We start from the raw sequence: 17836 nt of genomic DNA on the forward strand, positions 1-17836 counted from the left end.
TTTTGTAAATCCAATATAATCAATATGTTGTATATTTTATTCACCTAACAGATGTACATGATTTTACTCAATGCATTTAAATTCAATGACATAAAAAGTGTCTTCGCCGGGATAGATATCGGCAATAACCTGTTTCAGCTGCGGTAGCGTCATATTTTCCTGCTCAGCGTGGCGCTCGGTCAGCGTGTCCATGGTAACGGTCGACGTGGCCAGAACTTCAATCGTGCAGAAATAGCCGTCGTCTTCATAGCGCCCGACGCGCAAAATATCACCGGTTTTAAAATGAGATTCGGCCGCATCGCGCAGCGTGATGGTCTTGCGCCCGGCAACAATGTCATTCTGAAAGCGCTGAAAAAAAGTGATGTCGTTAGGCTGCATGGTATTATTCCCTATAGGTTTTCAAATTAACGAGTATCCGCCACCGTGAGCATGTTCTCCCACGCCGCTATTGCCAGCCTCAATAATCTTGAGATGATGGTCTACCAGTACGTGATCAAAAATCGCGACACGGTGATGTACATGACCATACGCGAGCTGGCCGACGCAGCGGGCGTCTCCACCACCACGGTCATGCGCTTTTGCCGCAAGCTTCACTGTGAAGGCTACTCGGAGTTTCGCGTACGCTTCAAGCTCTATCTGGAGCAAGATGAGCCCCAGCAGGCTAATTTCGGTGCCAGTGAAATTATCAGTTTTTTCAAAGGCGTCAATAATGATGAGTTTGATAAACTGCTCGATCGCGCAGTCGAGGTTATTCTCGCCTCTGAACGTATTATATTCGTCGGAGCAGGCACTTCCGGTTCACTGGCAAAATATGGTGCACGTTTCTTTTCTAATATCGGGAAATTCAGCAACCATATCGACGATCCTTATTTTCCGGTGACTAACGACATGGCTAAAAACGCACTGGCGATCGTCCTTTCCGTTTCTGGTGAAACCGAAGAAATCCTGCGTTTCGCCAGCCAGTTCAGCCTGCATCGCTGCAAGGTTATGTCGATTACCAGCCATGAACACTCGCGCCTGGCGAAACTTGCTGACTTCAATATCTCCTGGCACGTACCGCAAACGCGTATTGGCGGTGTTTACGATATTACGACACAGATTCCGGTTATTTATATTCTGGAATCATTAGGCCGAAAACTGGCGAAGAAATTAGCATAAAAATACAGGGTGTTTTTTTGATGTAACATATACCCTACAGGGTAATTTGTTATATCGTGACATTTAATATTGCTTTGTTAGACTCAGATTTATTAAACACAATCAATGAGCATAGCAAAGATGAAAAAACTGACCTTACCGAAAGACTTTTTATGGGGCGGCGCAGTGGCAGCGCACCAGGTTGAAGGTGGCTGGAATAAAGGCGGCAAAGGCCCCAGCATCTGTGACGTGCTTACCGGCGGCGCTCACGGCGTTCCGCGCGAAATCACTCAGGAAGTGGTGCCGGGTAAATACTACCCTAACCATGAAGCCATCGACTTCCACGGTCATTACAAAGAAGACATCAAGCTGTTCGCGGAAATGGGTTTCAAGTGCTTCCGCACCTCTATCGCCTGGACGCGGATCTTCCCGAACGGCGATGAAACGCAGCCGAACGAAGAAGGGCTGAAGTTCTACGACGACATGTTCGATGAACTGCTGAAATACCATATCGAACCGGTTATCACCCTCTCCCACTTTGAAATGCCGCTGCATCTGGTTCAGCAATACGGCGGGTGGACCAACCGTAAAGTGGTCGATTTCTTTGTCCGTTTTGCCGAAGTCGTCTTCGAGCGCTATAAGCATAAGGTCAAATACTGGATGACCTTCAACGAAATCAACAACCAGCGCAACTGGCGAGCACCGCTGTTCGGCTACTGCTGCTCCGGCGTGGTTTATACCGAACATGAAAACCCGGAAGAAACGATGTACCAGGTGCTGCACCACCAGTTTGTGGCCAGCGCTCTGGCGGTTAAAGCCGCACGCCGTATTAATCCGGAAATGAAGGTGGGCTGCATGCTGGCGATGGTCGCGCTCTATCCGTTCTCCTGTAAGCCGGAAGACGTAATGTTTGCCCAGGAATCCATGCGCGAACGCTATGTCTTCACTGACGTCCAGCTGCGCGGCTATTACCCAAGCTACGTGCTTAATGAGTGGGAGCGTCGCGGATTCAACATCAAAATGGAAGCGGGCGATGACGTTATTCTGCGTGAAGGTACCTGCGACTACCTCGGCTTTAGCTACTACATGACCAACGCCGTGAAGGCTGAAGGCGGCAGTGGCGATGCGATTTCCGGCTTTGAAGGCAGCGTACCGAACCCGCACGTCAAGGCCTCAGACTGGGGCTGGCAGATCGATCCGGTAGGTCTGCGCTACTCGCTGTGTGAACTGTATGAGCGCTATCAGAAGCCGCTGTTTATCGTGGAAAACGGCTTCGGTGCCTACGATAAAGTAGAAGAAGATGGCAGCATCAACGATGACTACCGCATCGACTACCTGCGCGCGCACGTTGAAGAGATGATCAAGGCGGTAACCTACGATGGCGTTGACCTGATGGGCTATACCCCGTGGGGCTGTATCGACTGCGTCTCGTTCACCACCGGGCAGTACAGCAAGCGTTATGGCTTTATCTACGTCAATAAGCACGATGACGGCACGGGCGATATGTCGCGTTCCCGGAAGAAGAGCTTTGAGTGGTATAAAGCAGTGATTGCCAGCAACGGCGAGAATCTGTAAGCAGGTTTCCCCTCACCCTAACCCTCTCCCCAAAGGGGAGAGGGGACCGATAGTGCAAATGCTGACGTTCGGTTTTCGCCCTCGCCCCTTTGGGGTGAGGGAAACGGCACCACACTACTTCCCGCCCGCCAGCTCAATAAAACTTCCCGTCACGTACGACGCCTTCTCACTCAACAGCCAGACAATCGCCTGCGCCACCTCTTCCGGCTGGCCACCGCGCTGCATTGGCAGCACCGACTTCACACGGTCAACGCGCCCCGGTTCCCCACCATCGGCATGCATTTCGGTGTAAATAAATCCAGGGCGCACACCGTTCACGCGGATTCCCTGCGCCGCCACCTCCAGTGATAACCCTGTGGTCAGCGTATCAATCGCCCCTTTCGACGCAGCATAATCCACGTACTCCCCCGGAGAACCAAGGCGCGCAGCCGCCGATGAGACGTTCACAATCGCCCCGCCCTTTCCGCCGTGGGGTATCGCCATGCGCTTTACCGCTTCCCGACAGCACAGGAAATAGCCGGTGACGTTGGTGGTTAACACCCGATTAATGCGTTCAGCGGTTAACGCCTCTACGCGGCTTTGCGTAAACAATATCCCGGCATTATTAACCAGTGCCGTCAGCGGCTCCGGCTGCGCGTCGAGCTGGGCAAACATCGCCTCCACCTGCGCTTCATCGCCAATATCCGCCTGAACGACAAAGGCCTTGCCACCCTGCGCAATAATCGCCGCCACCACCTCGCTGGCGGCGGCTTCGTTGCGATGATAATTCACCGCTACCGTATACCCTTCCTGCGCCAGCTGTAATGCCGTCGCCTTGCCGATTCCCCGGCTAGCGCCGGTGACCAATGCCAGTGCCATACGTTTCTCCCAAAAAATAAAGGCGCCGCAGCGCCTTTAAAAGATAGTGCAATCAAATGATTACTGGTATTCAGTCATGGGTACACAGGAGCAGAACAGGTTACGGTCGCCGTAAACGTCATCAAGGCGTTTCACCGTCGGCCAGTACTTGTTCGCCGCGCCCGCCGGGAAGACCGCCAGTTCACGGCTGTAGCCGTGGTTCCACTCCGCCACCAGCTCATTCTGCGTGTGCGGCGCGTTGACCAGCGGGTTATCTTCCAGCGTCCATTCACCCGCTTTTACGCGGTCAATTTCACCACGAATCGCCAGCATCGCGTCAATAAAGCGGTCGAGCTCGGCTTTGCTTTCCGATTCAGTCGGTTCGACCATCAGCGTGCCCGCTACCGGGAAGGACATGGTCGGCGCATGGAAACCGTAGTCAATCAGGCGCTTAGCAATATCCAGCTCGCTGATGCCGGTTTCTTCTTTCAGCGGGCGGATATCCAGAATACATTCGTGCGCCACGTGGCCCTGGCTGCCGGTATACAGCACCGGGTAGGCGTCTTTCAGGCGCGTAGCAATGTAGTTGGCGTTAAGGATCGCCACCTGGCTTGCCTGTTTCAGCCCTTCCGCACCCATCATGCGGATGTACATCCAACTGATGGGCAGAATGGACGCGCTGCCGAACGGTGCAGCGGATACCGCGCCCTGACGGGTCAACATACCTTCAATATGCACCACGCTGTGGCCCGGCACGAACGGCGCCAAATGCGCTTTCACGCCGATAGGGCCCATACCCGGGCCGCCGCCACCGTGCGGAATGCAGAAGGTTTTGTGCAGGTTGAGGTGCGAGACGTCCGCGCCAATAAAGCCCGGAGAGGTGATACCAACCTGGGCGTTCATGTTCGCCCCATCGAGATAAACCTGGCCGCCGAACTGGTGCACAATTTCGCACACTTCACGGATCGTTTCTTCATAGACGCCGTGGGTGGACGGATAGGTCACCATAATGCAGGACAGGTTTGCCGCGTGCTGCTCTGCTTTCGCGCGCAAATCCGCCAGATCGATGTTACCGTTTTTATCACAGGCCACGACCACCACCTGCATCCCCGCCATCTGCGCGGAGGCCGGGTTAGTACCATGCGCCGAACTTGGAATCAGGCAGATATCACGATGACCGTCGTTGCGGCTTTCGTGGTAGTGACGAATCGCCAGCAGGCCCGCATACTCGCCCTGAGCACCGGAGTTCGGCTGCATGCACAGCGCGTCGTAGCCGGTCAGTTTCACCAGCCACTCGGAAAGCTGACCGATCATCTGATGGTAACCTTCGGCCTGATCAATTGGGCAGAATGGGTGCAGCTCGGCAAATTCAGGCCAGGTGATCGGGATCATTTCCGCCGCGGCGTTCAGCTTCATCGTGCAGGAACCCAGCGGGATCATCGCCTGGTTCAGCGCCAGATCTTTACGCTCCAGAGAGTGCATATAGCGCATCATCTCAGTTTCGCTATGGTAGCGGTTAAAGACCGGGTGGCCGAGGATCGCATCGTCACGCAGCATCGCCTGCGGAATTGAGCGACTATCCAGCGCCACGTCTTTATCGAGGGTGTCGATATCCAGACCATGGTTGTCGCCAAGGATCACGCTAAACAGCGCCAGTACGTCTTCGCGGGTGGTCGTTTCATTCAGCGTGATGCCCACTGCGTTATGAATATCGCTACGCAGGTTGATTTCCGCAGCCTGCGCACGCGCCAGGACCGCGGCTTTGTCTGCCACTTCCACACACAGCGTGTCAAAGAAGTGCGCATAGCGCAGCTTCTGCCCTTTTTGCTGCAGGCCGGTGGCCAGAATATCGGTCAGACGATGAATACGGTTCGCGATACGCTTCAGGCCCACCGGGCCGTGATAGACCGCGTACAGGCTGGCAATGTTAGCCAGCAGTACCTGCGAGGTGCAGATGTTGGAGTTCGCTTTCTCGCGGCGAATATGCTGCTCACGGGTCTGCATCGCCATGCGCAGCGCGGTATTGCCCGCCGCATCTTTCGATACGCCGATAATACGGCCCGGCATGGCGCGTTTGAATTCATCTTTCGCGGCAAAGAATGCCGCGTGCGGGCCGCCGTAGCCCATCGGGACGCCGAAGCGCTGAGCAGAGCCGAAGACAATGTCTGCGCCCTGTTTGCCCGGTGCGGTTAACAGCACCAGCGCCATAAAGTCAGCCGCGACGCTGACCACCACCTTGCGGGATTTCAGTTCGGCAATCAGCGCGCTGTAATCATGCACTTCACCGGTCGTACCAACCTGTTGCAGCAGCACGCCGAAGACATCCTGATGTTCCAGCGCCTTGTCGGCATCGTCGACAATCACATCAAAACCGAAGGTTTCCACACGGGTGCGCACCACGTCCAACGTTTGCGGATGAACGTCTGCCGCCACAAAGAAACGGTTGGCGTTTTTCAGCTTGCTCACACGTTTAGCCATTGCCATCGCTTCAGCTGCGGCGGTCGCTTCATCCAGCAGGGAGGCAGAAGCCATGTCCAGACCGGTGAGATCCAACGTTACCTGCTGGAAGTTCAGCAGCGCTTCCAGACGGCCCTGCGACACTTCCGGCTGATACGGCGTATAGGCGGTGTACCAGCCCGGGTTTTCCAGCATATTACGCAGGATCACCGGCGGCAGCTGTACAGGCGCATAGCCCATGCCAATGTACGACTTAAAGCGCTTGTTACGACCGGCAATCGCCTTCAGCTCCGCAAGCGCGGCAAATTCTGTGGTGGCGTCACCTACCTGAGGCGGCGTAGCAAGCTGGATATCTTTCGGCACGATCTGTCCAATCAGTGCGTTTAATGAATCCGCGCCAACCGTTTTGAGCATCTCTTGCTGCTGCTGGGCATCCGGCCCGATGTGACGTTCAATAAACGCGCCACGGTTTTCAAGCTGGCTTAAAGTCTGTGTCATGTGCGATGTTCCTGAAACGTGCGGTGAATCGTGATTGTCTAACTGACCTGCCCGGTGGCGCTTCGCTTACCGGGCCTACACGATGCAGGCCGGATAAACGCAGTGCCATCCGGCACAACCTTACTCGTCTTCTAATAATGCTTCGTATGCGGTCGCATCCAGCAGCGCGGCCACTTCCGCTTCGTCGCTGGCTTTGATCTTGAAGATCCAGCCGCCCGCATACGGCTCACTGTTGACCAGCTCCGGCGAGTCACCCAGTTCGTCGTTCACGGCAACGATCTCACCGCTGATTGGCGCATAGATGTCGGATGCCGCTTTAACGGACTCCGCTACCGCACAGTCGTCGCCCGCGCTAACGGTCGCGCCCACTTCCGGCAGGTCAACGAAGACCATATCGCCCAGTAATTCCTGCGCGTGCTCGGTAATGCCAACGGTATAGCTGCCGTCCGCTTCTTTGCGCAGCCACTCGTGTTCTTTACTGTATTTCAGTTCTGCTGGTACGTTGCTCATCAAAAAATCTCCAGAATAAAAAGGGCTTACGCGACGGCCTTGCCGTTACGCACAAAAATAGGTTTTGTCACTTTGACCGGCATTTCGCGGTTGCGGATCTGCACGATCGCCGTCTCGCCGATCCCTGCCGGGACGCGAGCCAACGCAATACTATGGCCTAAGGTTGGCGAGAAAGTCCCGCTGGTGATCACACCTTCGCGCGCATTGCCGTTCGCATCGGTAAAACGTACCGGCAGTTCGCCGCGCAGTACGCCTTTCTCGGTCATCACCAGACCAACCAGCTGCTCGGTGCCTTTTTCGCGCTCCAGTTCCAGCACGTCGCGACCAATAAAGTTGCGGTCAGCGGGCTCCCAGGCAATGGTCCAGCCCATGTTAGCCGCCAGCGGGGAAACGCTTTCATCCATTTCCTGACCGTAGAGGTTCATACCCGCTTCCAGACGCAGCGTATCGCGCGCGCCCAGCCCGCATGGCTTCACGCCCGCCTGAACCAGCTGCTGCCAGAAATCTGCCGCCTGTTCTTTCGGCAGCGCAATTTCATAGCCAGCTTCGCCGGTATAGCCGGTCGTCGCGATAAAGAAGTCACCGGCCTGCACGCCAAAGAACGGCTTCATGCCTTCAACCGCATGGCGCTGCGCGTCGCTAAACAGCGTGCCCGCTTTTTCCTGCGCGTGCGGCCCCTGCACCGCGATCAGCGACAGGTCGTCACGAACGGTGATATCAATGGCATAGGGTTCAGCGTGTTGGGTAATCCAGGAGAGGTCTTTTTCGCGAGTGGCAGAGTTAACAACAAGGCGGAAGACATCATCGGTGAGGTAGTAAACGATAAGGTCATCTATCACGCCGCCTGACGCATTTAGCATGCCGCTGTAGAGCGCTTTGCCCGGCTTAGTCAGCTTCGCGACGTCGTTTGCCAACAGATAGCGAAGGAACTCGCGGGTGCGCGGGCCGTGTAGGTCAACGATGGTCATATGCGACACATCGAACATCCCGGCATCGGTACGCACCGCGTGATGCTCATCAATCTGCGATCCATAGTGCAGCGGCATCATCCAGCCGTGGAAATCTACCATGCGCGCGCCACATAACACGTGCTGGTCATACAAAGGCGTTTGTTGAGCCATCATGTCCTCGTTGAATATATCGCACCACAAAACCCAACGCCGACGCCTGTCCAGGCACCGACGCAAACGTTCTCTTTTCCCTGAACTTACCACCGAACACCGTGGTAAACCATCATGAAAAAAGGGGCATCACATTAGCTTATGGCTAAAAGGCGAGAAAAAGCATACAGAGGAATCAACTGGTAAAAAGCGAATTACACCACATTTAATTAACAACAATGGTTAATAATTCAGCATAAGATAATATTTCCTGCGAAAAACAGGGCGACTTTCCCGTAACATAAAAAATGACGGATTAATAAATCTAATGCGAAAAAAGAGGTGAAATTAGAATTTTTCAAATGAGGGGAAAGGCTCCCGGTAGAACCACCGGGAGTAAAAGTGTGAGCGACTTAACGAAGCCACTCCGGCAGGTCATTCAGGCCCATCGCTTGACGAATAAGCTGCGGTTTGACGCCGGGTAGCGTATCCGCGAGCTTCAGGCCAATATCGCGCAGCAGCTTCTTCGCGGGGTTTTCACCGGCAAACAGCTCGCGGAAGCCCTGCATTCCCGCCAGCATCAGCGCAGCGCTATGCTTACGGCTGCGCTCATAGCGACGCAAATAGAAATGCTGGCCGATATCTTTCCCCTGCGTATGCAGGCGCTTGAGCTCGTCAATCAGCTCGGCGGCATCCATAAAGCCGAGGTTCACACCCTGCCCGGCCAGCGGATGAATGGTGTGCGCGGCGTCACCCACCAGCGCCAGACGGTGCGCGGCAAACTGCCGCGCGTAGCGACCGGTAAGCGGATAGACCTGACGCTCGCTTTCCACGCGGCACAGCCCTAAACGGTTATCGAAGGCAATATTCAACGCTTTGTTAAACTCAGCTTTGTCAGCCTGCTGCATCCGCTGCGCCTCTTCCGGCGACAGCGACCAGACAATCGAGCAAAGATGGGGATCGCTGAGCGGTAAGAAGGCCAGAATACCATCACCGTGGAAGCTCTGGCGCGCAACGGCTTCATGGGGGGCATCTGTACGAACGGTGGCGACCAGCGCATGATGGCGATAATCCCAGAAGGTCAGCGGAATATCGGCTTTACTACGCAGCCAGGAGTTGGCGCCATCGGCTCCCACCACCAGACGCGCGGTCAACATTCCGCCGTCTTTCAACGTCAAAAACGCTTCGTTTTCGCCCCAGACCACTTGCTGCAGTTCCGCGGGGGCCATCAGCGTGATATCCGCGCTGCGCTCGGCTTTCTGCCACAGCGCGTGATGGATAACCGCATTTTCAACGATATGTCCCAGATGGCTGTAGCCCATGCTGCGATCGTCAAACGCAATGCGGCCAAAGCTGTCTTTGTCCCACACTTCCATGCCGTGATAACGGCTGGCACGCTGCGCGACAATCGCCTGCCAGACATCGAGCTTTGACAGCAGCTTTTCGCTGCCGGCATTAATAGCGGACACGCGAAGCGCAGGCGGCGCATCGGCGGCGAGCGCCTGCGGCAGCGATTGCTCCAGCACCGCCACCCGCAGGCCGCTGCCCTGTAAACCGCAGGCTACCGCCAGCCCAACCATACCACCGCCTACGATGGCAACATCAACACTTTGCACATTAACTCCTTACAGCTCTTAACGGGCGACCCAGCCCAGCGTCCGCTGCGCCAGCACATCGCGTGCAGGGGTAAATAATTCCATCGCCATCAGCCCCGCATTGCGCCCCGCAACCAGCGGCGCCCAGCGGTTAGCAAACAGGTGCACCAGCCCATCGGTTACGCCAATGGTAGCGGCTTTATCTTCTGCCCGCTGGCGCTGATACTGGCAGAGCAGCGCATAATCGCCGATATCTGCGTGAGCAGCGTTGGCCTGCGCCAGATTCTCCGCCAGCGTCATCACATCGCGCAGACCAAGGTTAAAGCCCTGCCCGGCGATCGGATGCAGCGTCTGCGCGGCGTTCCCCACCAGCGCCAGACGATGGGACACCGTGCGTGTAGCGGTGGTCAACGATAGCGGATAAACGCTGCGTGCCCCCGCGTGGGTAATACGGCCTAAGCGCCAGCCAAACGCGCGCTGCAGCTCGTCGCAGAAGCGCGCGTCGGACCAGCCCAATACCTCATCATGTTTCGAGCGGGGGTGGCACCACACCAGCGAACAGCGGTTTTGCGACATCGGTAGCATCGCCAGCGGCCCGTATTCAGTAAAGCGTTCAAATGCGCGCCCCTGATGTGCAACAGCGGTGGTGACGTTAGCAATCACCGCCAGTTGGTTATACGGCTCTTGCTGCCAGTGAATGCCGCAACGTTCGCCCAGCATAGAGCGTGAACCGTCAGCGGCCACCAGCAGCTTGCCGTGTAGCGTGTCACCATTATCGAGCGTAACGCTGACGCCGTCGGCACGGCGCTCAACCTGCGTCACCCGCGAGGGGCAATGTAGCGTGACGCCGCGCGCCTTGCGTAGCAGGCTAAACAATCGCAGCCCGACTTCGTGCAACTCGACCACGTTGCCCAGCGCAGCCAGCCGATAATCGGCCGCGTCCAGCGTGACGAACCCGGCATGGCCACGGTCGCTCACATGAACGGTGGTTATCGGCGTAGCGCAGTCGGCAATCGCCTGCCAGAGATCGATCTTCGACAGCTGCTGGCAGGTTCCCGCCGCCAGCGCAATGGCCCGAGCGTCAAAGCCCGGATGCCGCGCGGCGTTGATATCTGCCGCTTCAATCACGTGCACCGGGAGACGGCCCGACGTCAGATGCGATACCGCCAGCGCCAGCGTCGCGCCGGTCATCCCGCCGCCGACAATAATCAGGCTCATGGCTGGCGCGCCGCCGCCATCAGCGCTTCGATAGCATCGGCGTCCTTCACCACGCTGGCCGTGAGGTTTTCATTGCCGTTTTCGGTAATCAGAATGTCGTCTTCGATACGAATACCAATGCCGCGATACTCCGCCGGGACGTCCGCATCCGGCGCGATATACAAACCCGGTTCAACGGTCAGTACCATGCCCGGCTCCAGCACGCGGGAACGCTCTGCGCCGTACGCACCTACATCATGCACATCCAGCCCCAGCCAATGGCTCAGACCGTGCATAAAGTACGGGCGGTGGGCATTGTCGGCAATCAGTTGGTCGACTTCACCGTGGAGAATCCCCAGTTTCTGCAGACCGGTAATCATGATACGTACCACTTCCGTGGTTACTTCCTGAATGGACGTACCGGGGCGATACAGCTCCAGCGATTTGTACAGCGATGCGAGCACGATATCGTAGATAGCGCGCTGGGCAGGCGTAAACTTACCGTTTACCGGGAAGGTCCGGGTGATATCGCCGGCATAGCCTTTGTACTCACAGCCAGCATCAATCAGCACCAGATCGCCATCACGCAGCTCCGATTCATTTTCGGTGTAGTGCAGAATGCAGCCGTTTTCACCGCCGCCCACGATAGTGTTGTAGGACGGATAGCGCGCGCCATGACGCGTAAACTCGTGCAGGATCTCGCCTTCGAGCTGGTATTCAAACATCCCTGGGCGACATTTTTCCATCGCGCGGGTATGCGCCAGCGCGCTGATTTCCCCGGCGCGACGCAGGATGTCAATTTCTTCGCCGTCTTTGAACAGGCGCATTTCATGCACCATCGGACGCCAGTCAATCATCGAGTCCGGCGCGGTCAGGTTCTGGCGCGAACCTTTGCGCAGCTTATCCAGCGCGGTGAAGACTATCTCATCCGCCCAGGCGTATTCGCCCTGCGCGTGATAAATCACGTCGAGGCCGTTCAACAGCTGGAACAGCTGCTGGTTGACTTCGCTGAACGCCAGCGCGCGGTCTACGCCCAGTTTTTCCGGCGCGGCATCCTGCCCAAGGCGACGGCCGAACCAGATTTCTGCCGTCAGATCGCGAACACGGTTGAACAACACGCTGTGATTGTGGGTGTCATCGCTTTTAATCAGCACCAGCAAGGCTTCCGGCTCATTGAAGCCCGTGAAGTACCAGAAATCGCTGTTCTGGCGATAAGGATACTCAGAATCCGCACTACGAGTGACTTCTGGCGCGGCAAAAATCAGCGCCGCGCTGCCAGGCTTCATTTGCGCCAGCAGTTGCTGACGGCGGCGGAGAAACGCTTGCTGTGTCATGACATCTCCTTTCAATCCCTTCGCGCTCCGACATGCAGAGCAGGTGTTATGATTAGTGTAATGTTGGCTTCTGGACTTCCGGGGCCGTCGGCTGCGGATGCGTGAAGGTATCGTGGCACAGCAGCGCCGCTACGCGAACGTATTCGATAATTTCTTCCAGCGACATTTCCAGCTCTTCCTGATCTTCATCTTCTTCATAGCCAAGCTGTGCAATATTACGCAGATCGTCAATCGCTTCGCCCGTCTCACCTTTCACTTTATCCAGCTTCGGCTGCACCATGCCCAGCCCCAGAAGGAAGTGATTCACCCAGCCAGAGAGCGCATCGGCGCGGTCAAAGACGCTGACGTCATCGCCGTCAGGCAGATAAAGCTGAAAAAGGAAGCCATCATCTTCCAGCGAGTCGCTGGTCGCTGAATGCATGGAACGCAGCGATTCGGCCAGCTCGTGGCCAAACGCCAGTCCTTCGTTAGTCAGGTCGTGAACCAGCGGCTGCCATGAGCTATCTTTGTTTCCGCCGCAGAGCAGACCGCTGATCAGACCGTGCATTTCCGCAGGCGTCAGGCCTACCCCTTGTTGGTTTAACAGCTGGTTCAGTAGGGTGTAACCAGGCATTTCGTTCTGTATAGACATGCGCATTCGTCATTGTTGGGTGGAATTCATGGTATGCTACCACTTTGGACCCTGGAGACACCAGAAAAGGGCTTGTATCTTCTTACCAGGGTAGCTATAGTGTCGCCCCTTCACATCCTGAGAGTGAAGGACGCGCAGTCAATCAGCAGGAAGGTGGCATGTCTGCACAACCCGTCGATATCCAAATTTTTGGCCGTTCACTACGTGTGAATTGCCCGCCTGAACAAAGAGATGCTTTGAATCAGGCCGCGGACGATCTGAATCAGCGGTTGCAAGATCTGAAAGAACGCACTAGAGTCACAAATACTGAGCAGCTGGTTTTCATCGCCGCGTTGAACATCAGCTACGAGTTAACTCAGGAAAGGGCAAAGACGCGTGACTATGCTTCAAGCATGGAACAGCGCATTCGGATGCTTCAACAGACCATTGAACAGGCATTGCTTGACCAGGGTCGCATATCCGATAAGTCTGCACCCAACTTTGAATAACACTTTGCAGTTTACTGTGGTAGAGTGACTGTGAAGACAAAATTTCTCTGAGATGTTCGCAAGCGGGCCAGTCCCCTGAGCCGATATTTCATACCACAAGAATGTGGCGCTCCACGGTTGGTGAGCATGCTCGGTCCGTCCGAGAAGCCTTAAAACTGTGACGACGCATTCACCTTGAACCAAGGGTTCAAGGGTTACAGCCTGCGGCGGCATCTCGGAGATTCCCCTTCTACCTACCCGGTCTTATGACGCACTCATCTGAGCAACAAAACTCCCGACAACATATTCGCCAGGTCATCCGGCAACGTCGTCGTGCGCTCACGCTCCAGCAACAAATTTTGTACGGCGAACAGGCCGCCGATCGCATGATGGCATGGCCTCCCGTTGTGATGGCAAAAACCGTGGCGCTGTTTCTGTCTTTTGATGGCGAACTCGACACACAGCCGCTTATTGAGCAGCTGTGGCGCGCGGGTAAACGGGTCTACCTTCCAGTGCTTCATCCGTTCAGCCCCGGTAACCTGCTGTTTCTGCATTATCATCCGCACAGCGAACTGGTGGTCAACCGCCTGAAAATTCGGGAACCAAAGCTCGACGTGCGCGATGTGCTACCGCTCGATCAACTGAATGTGCTGATTACGCCGCTGGTCGCCTTTGATCAACAAGGACAGCGGCTGGGGATGGGCGGTGGCTTTTACGACCGTACGCTGCAAAACTGGCGTCAGCATGGCATCCAGCCCGTCGGCTATGCCCACGATTGTCAGTTAGTTGACGCATTGCCGATTGAAGAGTGGGATATTCCCCTACCCGCCGTGGTCACGCCGTCGAAAGTGTGGCAGTGGTAAGCATTTTCTGCCGATTGACATCGATTCTTTTTTGACCTAAATTCCTCGGTAAAGGGTGAGGGAGGCGAACCTCCCTCCTGCGTTCATACTGTTAATATGCTGGGTGAGCGATGATTAACAGAATCAGCAGTATGATGACGAGTCTCATCATTGTCCCTTTCCTTTCAAGGCCCCTGCTTCGGTAGGGGCTTTGCCGTTTCAGCCCCATGCTGAGCCCCCATCGTAAATCCCTTTTGCTAAGACACAATGTGCGGCGGCGCCTTTAATCACCGTTTGCGGCGAGGCGCGTAAAGTGAATGTACGCGTTGCAAAAAAGCGAAAAAAACGGGCAGACCAATGGCCTGCCCGTTTTATCAGTGCGGGAAAATCAGTACAGCAGACGCGCGCGAACGGTGCCCGGAATCGCCTTCATGCTCTGCAGCGCTTTCTGCGCCACGTCCTCTTCGGCTTCAATATCGATAACCACGTAACCCATCTGCGGAGTCGTTTGCAGGTACTGTGCCGCGATGTTAACCCCCTGCTCCGCGAAAATCTGGTTCAGCGCGGTCAGCACGCCCGGGCGATTTTCGTGAATATGCAGCAGACGACGACCGCCGTGCAGCGGCAGCGACACCTCCGGGAAGTTAACGGCAGACAGCGTCGAGCCGTTATCGGAGTACTTAATCAGTTTACCCGCCACTTCCAGACCGATGTTCTCCTGCGCTTCCTGGGTTGAACCGCCAATGTGCGGAGTCAGGATAACGTTGTCGAACTCGCACAGCGGCGAGGTAAACGGCTCGCTGTTGGTCGCCGGCTCGGTCGGGAAGACGTCAATGGCCGCCCCAGCCAGGTGCTTACGCGCCAGCGCGTCACACAGCGCAGGGATCTCAACCACGGTTCCGCGAGAGGCGTTGATCAGCAGCGAACCCGGTTTCATCAGCGCCAGTTCTTCTGCGCCCATCATATTTTTAGTCGAGGCGTTTTCCGGCACGTGCAGGCTCACCACATCGCTCATGTTCAGCAGGTCAGAAAGGTGCTGCACCTGGGTGGCGTTGCCCAGCGGCAGTTTGCTTTCGATATCATAAAAATAGACGTGCATCCCCAGCGATTCTGCCAGAATACCCAGCTGGGTGCCGATATGGCCGTAGCCGATGATCCCCAGCTTTTTACCGCGCGCTTCATAGGAGCCCGCAGCCAGTTTGTTCCATACGCCGCGATGCGCTTTGGCGTTCGCTTCCGGAATGCCGCGCAGCAGCAGCAGCAGCTCGCCGATGACCAGCTCCGCCACGGAACGGGTATTTGAGAACGGCGCGTTAAATACCGGCACGCCGCGCTGAGCGGCCGCCTTCAGGTCAACCTGGTTGGTGCCGATGCAGAAACACCCTACCGCCACCAGCTTCTCAGCGGCGGCAAAAATTTCTTCTGTCAGATGAGTACGGGATCGCAGACCAATGAAATGGGCATCACGGGCAGATTCCTTCAGCTGCTCGCTGTCCAGCGCGCCTTTGTGGAATTCGATATTGGTGTAACCTGCTGCGCGAAGGCTATCCAACGCTTTCTGGTGCACGCCTTCAACCAGCAGAAATTTAATTTTGTCTTTTTCCAGTGATACCTTAGCCATTTCCCCGTCCCGTCTTTGTTTTACTGATGTTGTGGTGAACGAAAGTTCACCTAAGCAACATATCAAAAAAAATTATTGCGGCAATATGAACGTTTGCGTCGGCGTCATGAAGAAGGCTCACGCAGAGGAAAAAGCCAGCATAAAATGCTGAGCGACTGGATAAACGTGGGATGTTAATCAGGCAGAAGAGTAAAATGTGACACAAGTCACCGAATACAGCCTCAATAAAAAAAATAGGGGAATTTATGCTTCCCCTATATCAGATCATTTAGTAATGGTTTTCACACCATCAGCCGTACCAATCAGTGCCACATCTGCACCGCGGTTCGCAAACAACCCGACGGTCACGACGCCCGGGATACCGTTAATGGCATTTTCCAGCGCGATAGCGTCCAGAATTTCCAGGCCGTGGACATCAAGGATCACGTTACCGTTATCGGTGACCACGCCCTGACGGTACTCCGGACGGCCACCAAGCTTCACCAGTTCGCGCGCGACGGCACTGCGCGCCATCGGAATCACTTCCACCGGCAGCGGGAAGTTACCCAGAATATCAACCCGCTTAGAGGCATCGGCAATACAGATAAATTTATCGGCTACTGATGCAATAATTTTCTCACGCGTAAGGGCCGCGCCGCCGCCTTTGATCATCTGCATGTGGCCGTTGATTTCGTCTGCGCCGTCCACATAGATGCCCAGACGGTCAACTTCGTTCAGGTCGAAAACGGTGATGCCGAGGCTTTTCAGCTTCTCGGTAGAGGCATCAGAGCTTGAGACCGCGCCCTCGATTTGTCCTTTCATCGTGCCCAGCGCGTCAATAAAGTGCGCCGCGGTAGATCCCGTGCCTACACCGACAATCGTACCCGGCTGTACGTATTGAAGTGCCGCCCAGCCTACTGCTTTTTTCAGTTCATCCTGCGTCATGATCGTTTTCGCCTGTGGTGTCATCAACTGCCGCGCATTATAGAACATATCTCAATCATAATTCGACCTGCGGGTAAACCTCTGCGTACGCCCGCCGGACAACAGCTCCAGCCTGTGACAGGTATCACAGCAAAGTGCAAAACAATTTCGTCTGTATCCAGGGTAAATTTATGTCATAGTGCAGGATATACCGACAGGGGGGTACCGCAGATCAATGAAACGTCCGGACTACAGAACACTACAGGCGCTGGATGCCGTTATCAGGGAACGAGGGTTTGAGCGCGCCGCGCAGAAACTGTGCATCACTCAGTCCGCCGTCTCTCAGCGCATTAAGCAGCTTGAGAATATGTTCGGACAGCCGCTGCTGGTGCGTACCGTACCGCCGCGCCCTACCGAGCAGGGGCAGAAGCTGCTGGCGCTGCTGCGCCAGGTTGAGCTACTGGAAGAAGAGTGGCTGGGTGATGAGCAAACCGGCTCGACTCCGCTGCTGCTGTCGCTGGCGGTCAACGCCGACAGTCTGGCGACCTGGCTGCTGCCTGCACTAGCCGATGTGCTGGCCAACTCCCCTATTCGCCTGAATCTTCAGGTTGAGGACGAAACCCGCACCCAGGAACGCCTGCGTCGTGGCGAAGTGGTCGGCGCGGTAAGTATTCAGCCACAGGCGCTGCCAAGCTGCCTGGTGGATCAGCTCGGCGCGCTGGACTACCTGTTTGTGGGCTCCAAAGCCTTTGCTGAACGCTACTTCCCTAATGGCGTGACCCGTTCAGCGCTGCTTAAAGCCCCCGCCGTTGCCTTCGACCATCTGGACGATATGCACCAGGCGTTTTTACAGCAAAACTTCGATCTGCCGCCGGGTAGCGTTCCCTGTCATATTGTGAACTCATCGGAAGCATTCGTGCAGTTGGCTCGCCAGGGCACGACCTGCTGTATGATTCCGCACCTGCAAATTGAAAAAGAGATTGCCAGCGGTGAGCTGATCGATCTGACCCCTGGCCTGTTCCAGCGGCGGATGCTCTACTGGCACCGCTTTGCGCCGGAAAGCCGCATGATGCGCAAAGTCACCGATGCCCTGCTCGCGTACGGGCATAAGGTACTGCGACAAGATTAAGCA

At 55.9% G+C, this 17836-nt stretch carries 17 protein-coding genes and 1 other RNA gene; 6 read left to right on the forward strand and 12 right to left on the reverse strand.

Features of this window, described 5'->3' with window-relative positions; translation table 11 throughout:
* Positions 1-63 precede the first annotated feature (63 nt).
* Positions 64-378 (reverse strand): N(4)-acetylcytidine aminohydrolase, encoded by a 315-nt coding sequence (gene yqfB, locus V6942_RS02525; RefSeq protein ID WP_106925775.1) that lies wholly within the window; start codon positions 376-378, stop codon positions 64-66.
* A gap of 51 nt (positions 379-429) precedes the next feature.
* Between yqfB and V6942_RS02530 the strand changes: the two genes are divergently transcribed.
* Both V6942_RS02530 and bglA read left to right on the forward strand, forming a co-directional pair.
* Positions 430-1158 carry a MurR/RpiR family transcriptional regulator gene (locus V6942_RS02530; RefSeq protein ID WP_106925773.1) on the forward strand — a complete coding sequence of 243 codons (729 nt, stop codon included), beginning with the start codon at positions 430-432 and terminating at the stop codon, positions 1156-1158.
* A gap of 120 nt (positions 1159-1278) precedes the next feature.
* Positions 1279-2712 (forward strand): 6-phospho-beta-glucosidase BglA, encoded by a 1434-nt coding sequence (gene bglA, locus V6942_RS02535; protein ID WP_106925771.1) that lies wholly within the window; start codon positions 1279-1281, stop codon positions 2710-2712.
* 114 nt (positions 2713-2826) lie between these two features.
* Here the strand turns inward: bglA and V6942_RS02540 are convergent, their stop codons facing one another.
* The 8 genes from V6942_RS02540 to V6942_RS02575 form a co-directional block, all read right to left on the reverse strand.
* Positions 2827-3570, reverse strand: coding sequence for an SDR family oxidoreductase (locus tag V6942_RS02540; protein WP_106925769.1), 744 nt, complete (start codon positions 3568-3570; stop codon positions 2827-2829).
* Between the two features lie 60 nt (positions 3571-3630).
* Positions 3631-6504 (reverse strand): aminomethyl-transferring glycine dehydrogenase, encoded by a 2874-nt coding sequence (gene gcvP / locus V6942_RS02545; RefSeq protein WP_333500783.1) that lies wholly within the window; start codon positions 6502-6504, stop codon positions 3631-3633.
* Positions 6505-6624: 120 nt separating this feature from the next.
* On the reverse strand, positions 6625-7014 hold the full coding sequence (gene gcvH / locus V6942_RS02550; protein WP_052281990.1) for a glycine cleavage system protein GcvH: 390 nt from the start codon (positions 7012-7014) through the stop codon (positions 6625-6627).
* A gap of 26 nt (positions 7015-7040) precedes the next feature.
* Positions 7041-8135, reverse strand: a complete 1095-nt coding sequence (gene gcvT / locus V6942_RS02555; protein WP_333500784.1) for a glycine cleavage system aminomethyltransferase GcvT — start codon at positions 8133-8135, stop codon at positions 7041-7043.
* A gap of 392 nt (positions 8136-8527) precedes the next feature.
* The gene (gene ubiI / locus V6942_RS02560) at positions 8528-9730 is read right to left on the reverse strand and encodes an FAD-dependent 2-octaprenylphenol hydroxylase (protein WP_333500785.1); all 1203 of its coding nucleotides are present in this window, start codon (positions 9728-9730) and stop codon (positions 8528-8530) included.
* An 18-nt stretch (positions 9731-9748) separates the two neighbouring features.
* Positions 9749-10927 (reverse strand): 2-octaprenyl-6-methoxyphenyl hydroxylase, encoded by a 1179-nt coding sequence (gene ubiH / locus V6942_RS02565; protein ID WP_106925761.1) that lies wholly within the window; start codon positions 10925-10927, stop codon positions 9749-9751.
* Positions 10924-12240, reverse strand: a complete 1317-nt coding sequence (gene pepP / locus V6942_RS02570; RefSeq protein WP_106925759.1) for a Xaa-Pro aminopeptidase — start codon at positions 12238-12240, stop codon at positions 10924-10926. Before pepP ends, ubiH begins: the two co-directional genes overlap by 4 nt.
* 52 nt (positions 12241-12292) lie before the next feature.
* On the reverse strand, positions 12293-12871 hold the full coding sequence (locus V6942_RS02575) for a YecA family protein (protein WP_106925757.1): 579 nt from the start codon (positions 12869-12871) through the stop codon (positions 12293-12295).
* A 158-nt stretch (positions 12872-13029) separates the two neighbouring features.
* Here V6942_RS02575 and zapA point away from each other — a divergent pair, with 158 nt between their 5' ends.
* From zapA to V6942_RS02590, 3 genes are all read left to right on the forward strand, one after another.
* Positions 13030-13359 (forward strand): cell division protein ZapA, encoded by a 330-nt coding sequence (gene zapA / locus V6942_RS02580; protein WP_064542733.1) that lies wholly within the window; start codon positions 13030-13032, stop codon positions 13357-13359.
* A gap of 41 nt (positions 13360-13400) precedes the next feature.
* A non-coding RNA gene (ssrS, locus tag V6942_RS02585) (6S RNA) lies at positions 13401-13584 on the forward strand.
* Positions 13585-13604: 20 nt separating this feature from the next.
* A complete protein-coding gene (locus V6942_RS02590) occupies positions 13605-14201 on the forward strand; it encodes a 5-formyltetrahydrofolate cyclo-ligase (RefSeq protein WP_106925755.1) in 597 nt (198 codons plus the stop codon).
* Between the two features lie 91 nt (positions 14202-14292).
* On the opposite strand, the gene V6942_RS23390 is transcribed toward V6942_RS02590, so the two are convergent.
* From V6942_RS23390 to rpiA, 3 genes are all read right to left on the reverse strand, one after another.
* Positions 14293-14409, reverse strand: a complete 117-nt coding sequence (locus tag V6942_RS23390) for a type I toxin-antitoxin system Ibs family toxin (RefSeq protein WP_106925753.1) — start codon at positions 14407-14409, stop codon at positions 14293-14295.
* A 159-nt stretch (positions 14410-14568) separates the two neighbouring features.
* The gene (gene serA, locus V6942_RS02595; RefSeq protein WP_106925751.1) at positions 14569-15801 is read right to left on the reverse strand and encodes a phosphoglycerate dehydrogenase; all 1233 of its coding nucleotides are present in this window, start codon (positions 15799-15801) and stop codon (positions 14569-14571) included.
* Positions 15802-16065: 264 nt separating this feature from the next.
* Complete coding sequence (gene rpiA / locus V6942_RS02600) at positions 16066-16725, reverse strand: ribose-5-phosphate isomerase RpiA (protein ID WP_333500786.1); 660 nt, start codon at positions 16723-16725, stop codon at positions 16066-16068.
* 214 nt (positions 16726-16939) lie between these two features.
* Between rpiA and argP the strand changes: the two genes are divergently transcribed.
* Entirely contained in the window at positions 16940-17833 is an 894-nt protein-coding gene (argP, locus tag V6942_RS02605) for a DNA-binding transcriptional regulator ArgP (protein WP_106925749.1), read from the forward strand.
* Positions 17834-17836: the final 3 nt, after the last annotated feature.

It is taken from the genome of Kluyvera genomosp. 2 (genome assembly GCF_036759865.1).
GTDB lineage: Bacteria > Pseudomonadota > Gammaproteobacteria > Enterobacterales > Enterobacteriaceae > Kluyvera > Kluyvera ascorbata_B.

What these genes read in the sequence shown, in the direction of transcription:
- yqfB (WP_106925775.1), bottom strand. Translation starts at nt 378, where the DNA reads ATGCAGCCTAACGACATCACTTTTTTTCAGCGCTTTCAGAATGACATT.
- V6942_RS02530 (WP_106925773.1), top strand. Translation starts at nt 430, where the DNA reads ATGTTCTCCCACGCCGCTATTGCCAGCCTCAATAATCTTGAGATGATG.
- bglA (WP_106925771.1), top strand. Translation starts at nt 1,279, where the DNA reads ATGAAAAAACTGACCTTACCGAAAGACTTTTTATGGGGCGGCGCAGTG.
- V6942_RS02540 (WP_106925769.1), bottom strand. Translation starts at nt 3,570, where the DNA reads ATGGCACTGGCATTGGTCACCGGCGCTAGCCGGGGAATCGGCAAGGCG.
- gcvP (WP_333500783.1), bottom strand. Translation starts at nt 6,504, where the DNA reads ATGACACAGACTTTAAGCCAGCTTGAAAACCGTGGCGCGTTTATTGAA.
- gcvH (WP_052281990.1), bottom strand. Translation starts at nt 7,014, where the DNA reads ATGAGCAACGTACCAGCAGAACTGAAATACAGTAAAGAACACGAGTGG.
- gcvT (WP_333500784.1), bottom strand. Translation starts at nt 8,135, where the DNA reads ATGGCTCAACAAACGCCTTTGTATGACCAGCACGTGTTATGTGGCGCG.
- ubiH (WP_106925761.1), bottom strand. Translation starts at nt 10,927, where the DNA reads ATGAGCCTGATTATTGTCGGCGGCGGGATGACCGGCGCGACGCTGGCG.
- pepP (WP_106925759.1), bottom strand. Translation starts at nt 12,240, where the DNA reads ATGACACAGCAAGCGTTTCTCCGCCGCCGTCAGCAACTGCTGGCGCAA.
- V6942_RS02575 (WP_106925757.1), bottom strand. Translation starts at nt 12,871, where the DNA reads ATGTCTATACAGAACGAAATGCCTGGTTACACCCTACTGAACCAGCTG.
- zapA (WP_064542733.1), top strand. Translation starts at nt 13,030, where the DNA reads ATGTCTGCACAACCCGTCGATATCCAAATTTTTGGCCGTTCACTACGT.
- V6942_RS02590 (WP_106925755.1), top strand. Translation starts at nt 13,605, where the DNA reads ATGACGCACTCATCTGAGCAACAAAACTCCCGACAACATATTCGCCAG.
- V6942_RS23390 (WP_106925753.1), bottom strand. Translation starts at nt 14,409, where the DNA reads ATGGGGCTGAAACGGCAAAGCCCCTACCGAAGCAGGGGCCTTGAAAGG.
- serA (WP_106925751.1), bottom strand. Translation starts at nt 15,801, where the DNA reads ATGGCTAAGGTATCACTGGAAAAAGACAAAATTAAATTTCTGCTGGTT.
- rpiA (WP_333500786.1), bottom strand. Translation starts at nt 16,725, where the DNA reads ATGACGCAGGATGAACTGAAAAAAGCAGTAGGCTGGGCGGCACTTCAA.
- argP (WP_106925749.1), top strand. Translation starts at nt 16,940, where the DNA reads ATGAAACGTCCGGACTACAGAACACTACAGGCGCTGGATGCCGTTATC.